The organism is Exiguobacterium qingdaonense (assembly GCF_018617855.1).
Classification (GTDB): domain Bacteria; phylum Bacillota; class Bacilli; order Exiguobacteriales; family Exiguobacteriaceae; genus Exiguobacterium; species Exiguobacterium qingdaonense.
The window spans coordinates 45237-58524 of record NZ_JACSKY010000004.1 but is presented as its reverse complement, the minus strand read 5'-3'; the positions used below and the strand labels follow the sequence as shown (position 1 = coordinate 58524).

Here is a 13288-nt window from a genome sequence, read left to right as displayed (position 1 = left end):
CCGACCCTACGGCATGAATCATTATTCCCAAAAGCGAGAATCGCTTTCTTCTTCCTCTTCCTCAAGCTCGAACGTAATTCGTTTATTTACAGGATCGACGACAAAATAGGCGCCGTCTTGTTCTACACTTTTGATTTGCATGGCCTGATCATTTCCGATTTCGAGGGTGAGACGAATTTGATTGTCATCATCGACAAGTAAAATGCCGTCTTCCTTTAGCCAAAGTTCCATGACAGGTGAGTAGCGAAGTAGCCATTCATTCGATAAAGGGATTTCATTCATACGTTTTTGTGCCTCCTGCGATTATAAATCGATGGTACGATGTCTGTTCCTTCATAGGATACCAAATGTGGCGTGGGAAGACGAGCGTTATGTAGAGCGCCTCCGGGTCGTCGAATGCATTCTTGCGACGACGCGTTTGATTCGTTTTTGATTTCGTCTTTCCACAAAAAAATCATTCGTCTGCATGAACAGTTGTTTGAAGGAAGAAAGTCCCATCGCAATTAAGACAGCAAATAAAAATGTTCCAATCGGATCTTTGTACAGTTGAGACTGGAACAAGAAAGCGAGGCCTGCGGTAGACAAGATCGTTGTGAGAAAATAAAAAATCATAGCGAAGTCTCCTTTTCTTAAAGGGTATGAAAGAAAAAGGCAAGGTCTTTTAATCGTATTCGACCTCTTTTTTGAAAATCCTGTTTAGATTTACAAAGAAAAAACGCCTCCAGTTGGCTGAATGGCGTTTACTCTTGAGTCATATAAGTCGAAGATGACGATACATCCGTGTCGACACCGTTTGAGAAAATGAAGCTTAGTGATGCGAGTAATGCGAAAAAGGCGACGAGTAAACCTTTTGTGAAACGTTTTGCAAATGAACGAGACTGTATATCAAACATTTAATATCCCCCGATCCCTCTTAAATGAAACCTAATTTATATCGGACACTTCCTATATAATAACGTTTTCAAAAATAGGATACTAGCAGAAAGAAAAGCGTTCACAAAATTGTCACAAAATTTTAATAAATCAAGTAGGTTCTATTCATCATCGGCATGTAGGGGGATGAAAATACGTTCACACTTTCGACATATTTGTTCATAATGTTGAAAGAGAACATGATATGATTAGGAACGTGTGTAGATAGGTATACTGACAGTAATAGCTTAGAAAAGGATGTGGGTGTCATGGCATTGCGCGCAGGAGAAGTAGTAGACTTAGTCGCGGAACGTTCTGCTGATTTTGGAGTATTCATTAGTAACGGTCGCGAAGAGGTACTCCTTCATCGAAAAGAACAAACGGAAGAAGTGACGATTGGCCAAACGGTTCGTGTATTCTTATATCATGACTCGGAAGGGCGTCTCGCATCAACGATGACGATTCCGTCGGTTTCATTTGATGAGCATGAATGGTTTGAGGTGACAGGAGTTCGGTACAACACAGGGGTCTTCGTCAATATCGGGATTCAAAAGGATGTTCTCGTATCGATGGACGATTTACCAGAGAATCGTTCGTATTGGCCTCAAGCAGAGGATCGACTATGTATTCGATTGAAGTATGACCAAAAAGGACGTTTACTTGGGGACCCTGCACCGTACTCGTATTTAAACTTGTTAGCACGTCCTTCAAAAGAGGAGTGGAGCAACCAAGACGTTCAGGCCATCGTCGTCAATAAACGAGAAGTGGGCGTCAACGTATGGGTCGAAGGGGAATCACTTGGTTTCTTGCATGAGGCAGAGATGACGCGTTGGCCACGTCTCGGAGAACAGTTGACCGTCCGTGTGACGCAAGTCAAACAAGATGGTACGGTCCTCGTTTCGATGAAGCCACGAGCGTATGAGGCGATTGATGGTGACGCGGCGAGCATCCTGTCTTACATTGAAGAACGCGGTGGTCAAATGCCATATGGCGACAAGACGTCACCAGATGTCATCGATCGCGAGTTCGGAATGAGTAAAGCCGCATTCAAACGAGCGCTCGGAAAACTGTTGAAACAGAAGCAAGTTGAAAAACTCGACAACGGTTATAAATTGAAATAAGATAACTCATGTTCAGGTGACATGAAAGTTTAAAAATGTATTTCTTTCATTTTAGGAATAAATACGTTATAGTTAATAAAGTTGACTATGAGGAAACATTGAGAAAACGTCTGTAGATCTGTCAAACTGAACTCAGACGTTTTTTGTATGAACAAAGGAGAATATAATTTGACAAAATTCCAAGATTTACAATTAAGTGAAGCATTAGTAAAAGGTGTACACAAAATGGGCTTCGAAGAAGCAACACCGATCCAAGCTGAGACGATTCCTGTTGCACTCACAGGAGTGGACGTATTAGGACAAGCGCAAACAGGTACAGGGAAAACAGCAGCTTTCGGTATTCCGACAATTGAGCGAATCGACTCAAAGGCACGTCAAGTCCAAGCACTCGTTCTTGCACCGACACGTGAACTTGCGATTCAAGTTGCAGAAGAATTAAACAAAATCGGAGAAGCGAAGCGCGTTTACGCACTTCCTGTTTACGGTGGTCAGCAAATCGACCGTCAAATCCGTGGTTTGAAAAAGAACCCACAAATCGTCGTAGCGACACCAGGACGTCTCATGGACCACATGAAGCGTAAGACGATCAAACTTGATGACATTCAAACAGTCATCTTGGATGAAGCGGACGAAATGCTCAACATGGGCTTCGTTGAAGATATCGAAACGATTTTGGCAGGTCTTCCTGAAGAGCGTCAAACGCTTCTCTTCTCGGCAACGATGCCACCACAAATCAAAAAGATTGCTGAGCGTTTCATGAAGTCGCCGACAATCATTAAAGTAAAAGCGAAAGAGATGACAGTTGAGAACATCAACCAACAGTTCATCGAATTGCGCGAAGGTCAAAAATTCGATACGCTCTGCCGTTTGATCGATATCGACTCACCGGAACTTAGCATCATCTTCGCTCGTACGAAAAAACGTGTAGATGAAGTGACAGAAGCACTTATCAAACGCGGATATACTGCAGACGGTCTTCACGGAGACTTGACGCAATCGAAACGTGACCAAGTCATTCGTCGTTTCAAAAACGGAACGATTGATATCTTGGTAGCGACAGACGTTGCTGCACGTGGACTTGACATTTCAGGTGTCACACACGTTTACAACTTCGATGTACCACAAGACCCAGAGAGCTATGTACACCGCATCGGTCGTACAGGTCGTGCTGGTAAGACAGGTACAGCCCTCACGTTCATCACGCCACGTGAGTTTGGACAAGTGAAGGCAATCGAGCGTGTAACGAACAAACGCATGAATCGTCGTCACGTACCGACAATCGCGGAAGTACTCGAAGGAAACCAAAAACAAGCAGCTGAAGAGTTGATCGAACGCGTTCAAGCGGGCGACTTCAAAGCTTACACGCAACTTGCAACAGAACTTCTTGAAGAGTACGAAGCAGTCGAAATTCTCGCTGCTGCCCTTCGTGGATTGACGAAAGAGCCAGATTCAACACCTGTTGAAATCTCGTACGCTGAACCAGTTCGTGTGAAACGCCAAGGTGGCCGCAACGATCGTGGTGGATACCGTGGTCGTAACGACCGTCGCGGTGGTGGCGGTGGCCGTGGTGGCGACCGTCGTGGTGGACGCGGTGGCGACCGTCGTGATGGACGCAGTGGAGACCGTAAAGGATCATACCGTGGTGGTGACGATCGTCGTCGCTCGGATGACCGTGGTCCACGTCGTCCGCGTGACTAATCATCATGAAATGCCGCATTTCCTTAAGTGGATTTGCGGCTTTTTTTGTAGTGTCGTGCTACACTAGTTGAGTAGAGATGGAAGGATGAGGTGTCAACGGATGGTGGAATTAAGTTTCGGTCTCCTTGTGCTACTTGGTTGTGTGTTTGCATTAAAACCAATCGTGTCGAAGACGGACCGTCCTAACTTTCGTTATATCCCTGTGGCGACATTGTTGTTTGGCGCGATGATTTTCTTAGTGTTAGCCATTGGAGTAGGCGGAAAGATGGGCATTGCATACGGCGTGATGAGTATCGTCTATTTCATTGCTTGTTTTGGTGCCTATATGTACGTACACACGCGAACGAGCTGAATGTAGCTCGTTTTCGTATTTAACGAAGAGGTGATGTATTGTGGATGCGGTAGAAGTGATGGTTCATCCTGAAGAAGTGATGGTGACATATGAACCAATTCTCGGAGCGGCGACGTTTCAAGTGGAAGGATATATGGTACATGGACGCTTTCGTGGCGAGTCATTGACACCGTTTTTTTATGATGATGACGTTCCCCTCGAGTATCAGTTGGACATCGCCCAACGAATGGAACAATTGGCGGCAGAGCAACTTCGTGATGCAAAACCATTCGTCACGTTCAGATGCCGGTCAGAGTGGATTCTCGAAGAAGGGGGCGAGGCGTTTTTAACCCCGTTACGTGAGCTGAACTTTCCGCTACACCGCATTTACGTGACGCTACAAGGAACAGACTTGGTCGACGTTCCAAGACTGTCACGCGTCATTCAATACTATCGGTCCTACGGATTGAAGATTGCGTTAGATTTTGCCGAATCAACGAGTATCGAGGATATCATGACGCTCGCACCGGAACTATTGCTTGTCGATTTGGCGACGATGGTCGAGAAAAAGACATTATCGGTCACGTATCCGAATATGCTTCAGACGATGGAATATATCGCCTCAAAACTTGGGGCGCCGCTTCTGTTCAAATCCATCAACCATCTCGGACAACTCCGGTATGCTTGGCAACATGGCGGGCGCTATTATATGGGTGGTCTGCTCGGATTAGAAGCTGAGCGTCCTGAACAAGAAATCAAAGGGATGGGCGTGTTGACACAAGAAGTACCTTCGTTCTTTTTACATGATCAAATGCGGTTGAACCGTTTATACGAACTTGAGTTTGAACTGCATCGTCGAATCGGGGAGTTGGTTCAATCTGGGAAGTGGTCTCAAGATAAAAAAGATGAATGGGTACTGTATATCGCACCAAAACTTGAAGAGGTGTTTGTCCGTTATTATTTGACGGATCAGACAGGCTTTCAGACGAGCGCGAACGTTTACTGTGTGAATGGAGAATGGCGTGTTGATAACACGTATCGGGGTTATAACTGGAGTTTCCGACCGTACTTCATTCAGACGATGGCGGCGATGGATGTCCGGGGGCGTGGATATCTATCCGGAGACTATCGTGATTTCAGTTCAAACGAAGTGACACGTACGTTCAGCTACCCGTTACCGGGCGGCATGTTCTTGTTTGCTGACATATCAGAAGAATATTTATATAAGAATCGATTATTAGACTGAAAGGAAGATTGACGATGTTAGATTATGATTACGATGCGCTACGCGAAATTGGTCGAATCGTTGCGCTTGCACGAGACGAGATGGCGAAAGCGGTCAAGCCCGGTATGACGACGAAGGAGTTGGATGCGATTGGTCAGCGTATCTTAGAAGAGGAAGGTGCGGCTTCTGCGCCAATCACAATGTATGAGTTTCCTGGTTATACATGTATCTCACTTAACGATGTCGCTGCCCATGGAATCCCTGGGGAAGAGGTCATTCAAGAAGGGGACATCGTAAACGTCGACGTCTCCGCTGTGAAGGATGGGTATTACGCAGATACGGGTCGTACAGTGATTGCCGGGACGGCAAAAACACCTCAGCACGAACGCTTGGTAGAGGTGTCGTTGACGTCGCTCGAGGCCGGACTGAGCAAAGTGAAGGCGGGCGTAAAAGTCAATCAGATTGGAAAAGCCATCTATGCTGACGCGAGAAAGAACGGATTCACGGTCATCCGTAACTTGGCTGGACATGGCCTCGGTCGGACGTTACATGGTGAGCCGGAAACGATTTCGAACTATTACAGTCGTGAAGAGAATCAGCTCTTAAAAGTCGGCCAAGTGATTGCCGTAGAGACGTTCATCTCGACAAAGGATGAAATCGTCTATCAATCGGAAGAGGATGGTTGGACGCTCTTCACTCCGAACAAGAGTCTTGTTTCGCAGTTCGAGCATACGGTCGTTGTCACAGAAGATGGATATGAAGTGTTAACGGGATCGTTCCGGTGAAATTGCTTCGCAAAACATAAAGAAGGTGTGGTTCTCGTGAACCGCACCTTCTTTATGTTTGCAATGAAATCACTTCTTCGCGTAGCTGTTCAATTACATCCCAGTCTGGTTGTACCGAATCCGGAAGCGTCAACTTCCCATTCTCGACCTCAAGCGGTGTATCGAGCAAATCTTGCTCGAAGTAAGCGCTCGTCCCCGACATGTCCGCCGGGAAGCTCGAGCCGCTGAGCGAAGCAAATAAAAGCGTGTGATACCTTCCGATTCCAGATTCATACATCCCACCGACCCAGTACGGTGTCCCATGTTTCCGAATGTGTAACGCCTCACTGAAACCACCTACACGTGCAGGTTTAATATTGACGATTTTACCCGCGCCGAGTTGCGTCATCGTTTCCACATCGTCGTAAGACGTAATCGACTCATCGAGGCAGATTGGCGTCTTGAGTTTTTGTTGAAGAGTCGCCGATTTGGCGAACTGGCGGCTCGGATACGGTTGTTCAATCATCAATAACCGATGGGTGTCGATTTGTTCGAACCATTCTATCGGTTGATCGGATGCGCTTCCGTTTAAGTCGATCATGAGTGGTGCGTCGGGAAAAACGGTGCGGATTTCGCCCAATGCAGGCAACAATTCATTTGGAGACGCCTTTAATTTGATTCGTTCGAATCCGTCAGCTAACGCCATTTCAATCGAGTGCATCGTCTGATTCAGTAACCCGATCCCAATCGTCCGTCCGCAGGAGACGGAGTCCCCGGCATTCAAGTGTGACTTGAGTGATTTGTTCGCGCGTCTCGCCTCTATCTCCCATAATGCACTCTCCCACATCGCTTTCGCCATCCGTTGACCGATGATGGATGAGACAAAGTCTGGGAACATGTCCGTCGTGACCGTTTTTCCCTTTAAAAGATTGAAAATCAGTTTTGACGTATCAATCATCGATTGAGTCGTTTCTTCTGTGTACCACGGTGTCTCGAAGGCAACACCCTCACCGACACCGACCGCCCCGTCTACCGTCTCAAGACGAAGGATGACTGTTCTTCTGACGGATAAGACAGTATGCGCCGTCACGACCGGGTGTTTAAATGTCAATGGGACGATGGAAAGGTCAGCACGTTTAATCATGTCAGTAGCTCCTTTAGGCGATGACGCATTAATTTGCCGTTTGCGTTTCGTGGCAGGTTTTGTACGCGATGGATTGCAATCGGATGTTTGTATTTGGCAAGCTGTGCATCAAGAATCATCTGCATCTCGGTCGGGTCGTAGGAGCCGACGACGAAGGCAAGCGGGACCTCTCCCCAAGTCGGGTGTGATTGTTTCGTGACTCCGACATCTTGAATGCCGGAGCATCGTAACATCGTGGCTTCAATTTCAGCGGGATAGACGTTTTCGCCACCAGAAATGATAAGATCGCTTCTGCGGTCGTGTACATATAAGTAACCATCTTCCATCGTACCGAGGTCACCTGTACGCCAGTAGCCGTCATCCGTCCAAGGATCCGCTTCGGGTTGTTCGAAGTACCCACTCGTCACGGTCGGACCTTTTACTTCGATTTCTCCTTCTGCATTGATTCGAACGATTGTTGGGGCAATCGCCTGACCACTTGAACCGATACGCGAAAGCGCCTCGCGCGGGAGCAACGTGGCAACTTGAGAGCACGTCTCGGTCATCCCGTATGTCTGTGCAATGGGGAGTTGCCTTTGTTCCGCTTCTTCCAAGAGTGGGCGAGGAACTGGTCCGCCGCCGACGAGTAACGTGCGGAGATGGTGCTTTTCGAGTCCAGCGTCGAGTAATCGTTGAAGCATGACGGAAACGAGCGACAGTTGCGTGATGCCTTCCGCTTCAACTAGATGAAGTGTTCGATTGACGTCAAAACGAGGCTCGACATAAAGCCTCGAACCGATGATCGCACTTCGATATACTTGAGACAGTCCGCTCATGTGAAAGAGTGGTGTTACCGTGAGTATGCGGTCTGATGAGCGATAATCCAAATGTGCTTCAGCGGCACGGGCACTTGCAAGATGATTGCCGTACGTCTGTTGCACTGCTTTAGCTCGACCCGTCGTACCGGAAGTGAACATGAGCGACATGGTTTCATTTTTTTTCCACTCATATGTCTCGGTGAAACATGAAGTGGCCCGACGTGTCACCAGAAGTTGCGTGATGGACAAATCGTTTTCTTCGTCTACGAGAAGGAGGTCCACTTTTGCGGTTTTTAACTGATTCCGCACTTCCTTTTCGGTCAGCCGTGTATTCAGCGGCACGAGCACTCTTCCGAGCAGATGCACCGCATGAATCGCGATGACATAATCTTTGCTGTTTTTAGCAAGGATGCCAATTGTTTGGGCTGTAGGGGCCTGTTCATGGATGAATTGGGCAAGTCGAAGGCTCTCCGTGCGTACCATCTCCCATGTCAATCGTGCTTCCGCTGTCACAAGGGCGACATGTGAAGCAGGGTGTTTACGAATCCATTCATACATGTTTGTCACCTCCAAAAAAAGAGTAGCGACATCGCTACTCTCTCGAAAAATTAAGGGAAACGTGGGAATTGACCGAAGTCAGGGTCACGTTTTTCTTTGAACGCATCGCGTCCTTCTTTTGCTTCATCTGTCGTGTAGTAGAGAAGCGTTGCGTCTCCAGCGAGTTGCTGAAGTCCGGCAAGACCATCTGTATCTGCGTTCATTGCTGCTTTCAAGAAACGAAGAGCTGTCGGTGAGTGTTGCAAGATTTCTTGGCACCATTTGATTGTTTCAGCTTCGAGTTGGTCGAGTGGGACGATTGTGTTGACGAGCCCCATGTCGAGCGCTTCTTGTGCACCGTATTGACGGCAAAGGTACCAGATTTCACGAGCTTTCTTATGTCCAATGATGCGAGCTAAGTAACCAGACCCGTATCCTGCATCGAACGAACCGACTTTAGGGCCTGTTTGTCCGAAGCGGGCGTTGTCCGCTGCGATCGTCAAGTCACAGACAACGTGGAGGACGTGCCCACCACCGATTGCAAAACCTGCGACCATGGCAATGACCGGTTTTGGAATGACGCGAATTAAGCGTTGAAGGTCGAGAACGTTCAAGCGTGGGATTTCATCTTCCCCGACATAGCCGCCATGTCCTCGAACCTTTTGGTCTCCGCCTGAACAGAACGCCTTTTCACCTTCACCTGTCAAGATGATGACGCCGACTTCTTTATCATCGCGAGCCCTTGCGAATGCGTCAATCAATTCATTGACCGTCAACGGACGGAACGCGTTGCGCACCTCGGGACGGTTGATCGTGATTTTTGCAATCCCGTTCCATGTCTCATATTTAATGTCTTCGTACGTACGGACCGATGTCCAGTTCGCTACTGATTCCATTTTTATATACCCCCTAAAATCAATTTCTTTATTATTGTACCAAACTCTGATGCGTTCTCGATATGTGGAGCATGTCCTGCGTTTGAAATTTCATGGATTGCTATATCAGATCGTTCTGTTTGCATGTGGCGTGCGATCGTTTGGAACTTTAGGTCCTCAGCCCCGACAATGAGGTCGGTGCGAGGGAGCTGACGTAATCTTCCCCACAATGAAGGCATATGACCGGTCCCGATGGCTCGTAAACTATTTGCAAGGGCCTCGGGGTGTTGGGCGAGGCGGTCTTCCCTTAGTGAACGTTTCATCTCTTCCGTTTGTCGCCAGAGCGGCAGGTTCTCCCACCGTTCGACAAATGCAGGAAGTCCCTCAGTTTCGATGAAACGGGCAAGTTCTTCGTCTTGGCGACGCCGTGCGGCTCGTTCTCTAGATGACCGGAGGCCGGGAGTCGTGCTGACCCCGATGACATGTTCGACACGCTTGTCGCATGCGGCGAGCGTTAAGCCGATTCTTCCACCGAGTGAATAGCCGATGACAGTCCAAGGGCGGTCATCTAGATCTAACAACCGAGACATATCTTTCACCTGTTGGCTCATAGTAGAGCGGTTGACAGAAGGGTGCTCACTTTCTCCATGTTGAAGAAGTGATGGGGACACGAGGCGGATGGGTAATATCGGCATCGAATCGACCCATTTGGCGCTCCCGGTGAATCCATGTATAAATAATACAGGCTTCCCTTCACCTCGGACGCACACCTCATATCGGACGCCACGGAGGTCGATGTTCATGCCTCATTCTCCACGATGAGACGGGAGCAGACCGATTGCGTCCAATTTCGATGTGCAGTGACATTCAGTTCACGATTCGATGGGAACTCGATTAAGTGAATGCCGTCTTCAATCGCTTCTTGAATCTGTTCGGCTCGATGGATCAGACGATAGGACAAGCCGTACGTCTCAGCAAAGCCGCGGATGTTCAAATCGAGCGGTGTTCCGAACAAATCTTCGAACAGTTGTGGTTCGATAGAGGCTTGCGGTAAAAAGGAGAAGATGCCGCCTCCATTATTGTTTGCGATCACGACCGAGAACTTTCCGGGATGATGTTTCAAAAGTTGAAGCGCGTTGCTGTCATGATAGAACGCCAAATCACCAATCAATAGAGCGGCGTGGGTCGTATCATAGCTGCTCCCGAGTGCGCTAGATAACACACCGTCAATCCCGTTCGCGCCGCGGTTGGCGAGAATGTGTATGTTCGTCCCAGCCGACAGCGTCGTATCCACGTCTCGGATCGGCATACTGTTGCTGACGAATAGGCGTTCGATCGACGTATCGAGCAGTCGTTTCGTCAGTTCAGATTCGCCTTGAAGCGACGACTTTTCGGACTCGGCAATGTCTTCAAAGAATTGTAATCGCTCAATATATGTCGGTTCGTTAGCTGGTTCAATGAGCGGTAGAAAGTCGAGTGCGTCTCCGACACAGATGGTCGCACGGCTACTTGGATCGCGATAAGAGCCGGGTTCGTCAATGACGAGTTGGTCTGCCGAAGTCATCCATTGATTCATTCGTTTCGAAACAGGTGCTGCCCCGAAACGAATGAACACATCCGGTAACCATTCGGTTCGGTGCTCGCTCGCAAGCCATGTGTCATAATTCGTCAAGACATGGTCGAAGCGACGCAAGCCACTCAAAGGGTCGGCGAAGACGGGGATGTGTCGGTCTGTAGCGAACTTGTAAATCTCGTCATGCCAAGCTGAAGGTGTGTACGGTCCGACGACGAAAGCGATTTGTTTTTCGTTTGTCCGCTCCGAAAATAGATCTCGGTCGGTTTGCGTCGGACGAATGCTCTGTCTCTCGGGTGTGCTCAGGTCTCCTGTCAGCTTCTGTTTCAATCGCTCGATATCCGGAAGAAGCGGCTCTCGGAACGGAACATTTATATGGACGGGTCCCATCGGTGCTTGGACAGACAGATTGACGAACCGAGTGATCGTCTGTTGTACGAACGAAATCGTCGCTTCCTCCGGCACGGGTAAGTCAACGCTCATCTTCACCTGTTCACCATACAAGCGGACCTGGTCAATTGTTTGAGGCGCACCGACATTCCGCAGTTCATGTGGACGGTCGGTCGTCAAAACAATGAGCGGCAACTGAGAGATGAACGCTTCTGTCACGGCCGAATAATAGTTTGTCGCCGCCGTCCCGCTCGTGCAGATGAGGGCGACAGGACGAACTGTTTCCGAAGAACGCGTCAAACCGAGTGCGAAGAAAGCGGCAGAGCGTTCATCGACGATGACGTGATGACGGATACATGGATGAAGATATGCGGCCATCGCGAGTGGGGTCGAGCGCGACCCAGGGCTGATGACCACGTCTTTCACACCGGACGTGACGAGTCGATTCACCATGAACGCTACCGAATCGGTCAACGCCTTATTCATGAAGCTCGCCCCCTCGACTAGTCGAATCAAACAAAGCCTGTTTGATTGGACTCATTTTCATTTCGGTCTCTTCAAGTTCCTGCTCGAGTGCGGAGTCTTTGACGATCCCGCATCCTGCATAGAGTGCGACGAATTGGTGTTGGACGAGAGCCGAGCGAATCGCGACGACGAACTCGCCATCACCTTCATTGTCAATCCAACCAAATGGTGAGCCGTACCATCCGCGGTCGAAGCGCTCGATTTCACGAAGTAGGCGGACCGACGTTCGTTTCGGTGAGCCACCGAGCGCTGGTGTCGGATGTAATGACTCTGCTAGTGATAATAAAGAAGCGTTCGTTTCTAGTTTCGCTTGGATTGGTGTGTGCAAGTGAAACACAGAGCGATTTGATAAAATTTGCGGTGTACTGATCGTTTGAATCGGTGCAGTGTAAGGCGTCAGAGCCTGTTTAATATTTTTCACGACAATCTGGTGTTCCTCGCGATTTTTTGCATCGTTCAATAGCCGTTCTTTTGCAAGGGCGGACTCGATCTCCGTATCAGGACGCTTTGTCGTCCCGGCGATGGCTGCCGTGTTCAGTTGCATGCCTTCTTTTTGAATCAGTTTTTCGGGCGTCGCCCCGAAAAAACCGATGTCGGACTTCGGTTGATACAGATAGATGTAACTTGACTCTTGATGATCCGCTAAGTGCTTTAAACTTTTAGCGAATGGGAAGGCGTCATCAGAGCGTTGATATATTTCCTCTCGTGCGATGACGATCTTTTCGACCTGCTCTTCCTCGATCAGTTGTTTCGCTTGTTGAAAACTAGATTTAAAGTGGTCGATGCCGTCTTTCACTTTCGTATAAGACGGTGCCGACTCGTCTGTCGGGTGAAGTGAATGAAACTGCGCCAGCTGATCCGCCAATTGAATCAAATACTGTTCGACGGACTGCTTCGAAGAGACGAGAGTGGCCACTGTCAACGTATGCTTATCTTTATGACGACGATATAGAAATTTTGGAACGACGAGCGATGCCTCCCCAAAGGCATCCCACATGCTTTTTTGCGGTCTCATGAATGTATCGAATGAAAAACCGGCAAACGCATAGATGGTCGCATCGACATCTCGGCGGTGTAAACTCCAGTCGTATTGGAGTCGCTGGAATCGTTCCGGTCCTGAAGCGCTCAATACGAGCGCGTCACCACACCCGAGCATCTCAAGCGAACGGTCCGGTGTCATGAAATAATAGTGAGACGAATCGGTGTTCTGGATGATTTGAAAAGCATCGAACTCCGAAATCTCCCATGTATACGAAGCGAGGACCGGTCGTTGCCAAGCTCGTGCCCGTTTATGGGCTTGTTCGATTCGTTGTTTTATATGTGTTTGAGTATCTGGCATACACGAAAAGCCTCCTCAATCCGATAGAATTCTCACTCTTTAGTGTATCACGAGTAG

The 13288-nt window shown here is 48.5% G+C and carries 14 protein-coding genes; 5 read left to right on the top strand and 9 right to left on the bottom strand.

Annotation, left to right across the window (positions count from 1 at the left end; translation table 11 throughout):
* Positions 1–21: 21 nt before the first annotated feature.
* The 3 genes from KNP00_RS06595 to KNP00_RS06585 form a co-directional block, all read right to left on the bottom strand.
* Positions 22–282, bottom strand: a complete 261-nt coding sequence (locus tag KNP00_RS06595; RefSeq protein WP_215143426.1) for a hypothetical protein — start codon at positions 280–282, stop codon at positions 22–24.
* Positions 283–369: 87 nt separating this feature from the next.
* A complete protein-coding gene (locus tag KNP00_RS06590; RefSeq protein WP_215143424.1) occupies positions 370–612 on the bottom strand; it encodes a hypothetical protein in 243 nt (80 codons plus the stop codon).
* 128 nt (positions 613–740) lie between these two features.
* Positions 741–893 (bottom strand): hypothetical protein, encoded by a 153-nt coding sequence (locus KNP00_RS06585; RefSeq protein WP_215143422.1) that lies wholly within the window; start codon positions 891–893, stop codon positions 741–743.
* Between the two features lie 288 nt (positions 894–1181).
* Between KNP00_RS06585 and KNP00_RS06580 the strand changes: the two genes are divergently transcribed.
* The 5 genes from KNP00_RS06580 to map all read left to right on the top strand — a co-directional run bounded on the left by KNP00_RS06580 (position 1182) and on the right by map (position 6072).
* Positions 1182–2033 (top strand): CvfB family protein, encoded by an 852-nt coding sequence (locus tag KNP00_RS06580; protein ID WP_215143420.1) that lies wholly within the window; start codon positions 1182–1184, stop codon positions 2031–2033.
* A gap of 168 nt (positions 2034–2201) precedes the next feature.
* Positions 2202–3731, top strand: coding sequence for a degradosome RNA helicase CshA (gene cshA, locus KNP00_RS06575; RefSeq protein WP_240542758.1), 1530 nt, complete (start codon positions 2202–2204; stop codon positions 3729–3731).
* A gap of 100 nt (positions 3732–3831) precedes the next feature.
* Complete coding sequence (locus tag KNP00_RS06570) at positions 3832–4083, top strand: hypothetical protein (RefSeq protein ID WP_215143416.1); 252 nt, start codon at positions 3832–3834, stop codon at positions 4081–4083.
* 40 nt (positions 4084–4123) lie between these two features.
* Entirely contained in the window at positions 4124–5308 is a 1185-nt protein-coding gene (locus tag KNP00_RS06565; RefSeq protein WP_215143414.1) for an EAL-associated domain-containing protein, read from the top strand.
* 14 nt (positions 5309–5322) lie between these two features.
* Positions 5323–6072: a type I methionyl aminopeptidase gene (gene map, locus KNP00_RS06560; RefSeq protein ID WP_215143412.1), complete on the top strand. Its 750-nt coding sequence runs from the start codon at positions 5323–5325 to the stop codon at positions 6070–6072.
* A 52-nt stretch (positions 6073–6124) separates the two neighbouring features.
* Here map and menC read toward each other — a convergent pair whose 3' ends face one another.
* The 6 genes from menC to KNP00_RS06530 are packed head-to-tail and all read right to left on the bottom strand — an operon-like array spanning position 6125 to position 13231.
* Positions 6125–7195 (bottom strand): o-succinylbenzoate synthase, encoded by a 1071-nt coding sequence (gene menC, locus KNP00_RS06555; RefSeq protein WP_215143410.1) that lies wholly within the window; start codon positions 7193–7195, stop codon positions 6125–6127.
* A complete protein-coding gene (gene menE, locus KNP00_RS06550) occupies positions 7192–8550 on the bottom strand; it encodes an o-succinylbenzoate--CoA ligase (protein WP_215143409.1) in 1359 nt (452 codons plus the stop codon). The genes menC and menE overlap by 4 nt, the downstream gene beginning before the upstream one ends.
* A gap of 50 nt (positions 8551–8600) precedes the next feature.
* Positions 8601–9425, bottom strand: a complete 825-nt coding sequence (gene menB, locus KNP00_RS06545) for a 1,4-dihydroxy-2-naphthoyl-CoA synthase (protein ID WP_215143408.1) — start codon at positions 9423–9425, stop codon at positions 8601–8603.
* A 2-nt stretch (positions 9426–9427) separates the two neighbouring features.
* Positions 9428–10207 (bottom strand): alpha/beta fold hydrolase, encoded by a 780-nt coding sequence (locus KNP00_RS06540; protein WP_215143407.1) that lies wholly within the window; start codon positions 10205–10207, stop codon positions 9428–9430.
* Positions 10204–11853: a 2-succinyl-5-enolpyruvyl-6-hydroxy-3-cyclohexene-1-carboxylic-acid synthase gene (menD, locus tag KNP00_RS06535; RefSeq protein WP_215143406.1), complete on the bottom strand. Its 1650-nt coding sequence runs from the start codon at positions 11851–11853 to the stop codon at positions 10204–10206. Before menD ends, KNP00_RS06540 begins: the two co-directional genes overlap by 4 nt.
* On the bottom strand, positions 11846–13231 hold the full coding sequence (locus tag KNP00_RS06530; RefSeq protein WP_215143405.1) for an isochorismate synthase: 1386 nt from the start codon (positions 13229–13231) through the stop codon (positions 11846–11848). Before KNP00_RS06530 ends, menD begins: the two co-directional genes overlap by 8 nt.
* Between the last annotated feature and the right edge of the window lie 57 nt (positions 13232–13288).

Excerpts from the sequence above, each read along its gene's own strand:
- KNP00_RS06580 (WP_215143420.1), top strand. The coding sequence starts at position 1,182 with ATGGCATTGCGCGCAGGAGAAGTAGTAGACTTAGTCGCGGAACGTTCT.
- menE (WP_215143409.1), bottom strand. The coding sequence starts at position 8,550 with ATGTATGAATGGATTCGTAAACACCCTGCTTCACATGTCGCCCTTGTG.
- menC (WP_215143410.1), bottom strand. The coding sequence starts at position 7,195 with ATGATTAAACGTGCTGACCTTTCCATCGTCCCATTGACATTTAAACAC.
- menB (WP_215143408.1), bottom strand. The coding sequence starts at position 9,425 with ATGGAATCAGTAGCGAACTGGACATCGGTCCGTACGTACGAAGACATT.
- KNP00_RS06590 (WP_215143424.1), bottom strand. The coding sequence starts at position 612 with ATGATTTTTTATTTTCTCACAACGATCTTGTCTACCGCAGGCCTCGCT.
- KNP00_RS06585 (WP_215143422.1), bottom strand. The coding sequence starts at position 893 with ATGTTTGATATACAGTCTCGTTCATTTGCAAAACGTTTCACAAAAGGT.
- KNP00_RS06540 (WP_215143407.1), bottom strand. The coding sequence starts at position 10,207 with ATGAACATCGACCTCCGTGGCGTCCGATATGAGGTGTGCGTCCGAGGT.
- KNP00_RS06595 (WP_215143426.1), bottom strand. The coding sequence starts at position 282 with ATGAATGAAATCCCTTTATCGAATGAATGGCTACTTCGCTACTCACCT.
- KNP00_RS06570 (WP_215143416.1), top strand. The coding sequence starts at position 3,832 with ATGGTGGAATTAAGTTTCGGTCTCCTTGTGCTACTTGGTTGTGTGTTT.
- menD (WP_215143406.1), bottom strand. The coding sequence starts at position 11,853 with ATGAATAAGGCGTTGACCGATTCGGTAGCGTTCATGGTGAATCGACTC.
- map (WP_215143412.1), top strand. The coding sequence starts at position 5,323 with ATGTTAGATTATGATTACGATGCGCTACGCGAAATTGGTCGAATCGTT.
- KNP00_RS06530 (WP_215143405.1), bottom strand. The coding sequence starts at position 13,231 with ATGCCAGATACTCAAACACATATAAAACAACGAATCGAACAAGCCCAT.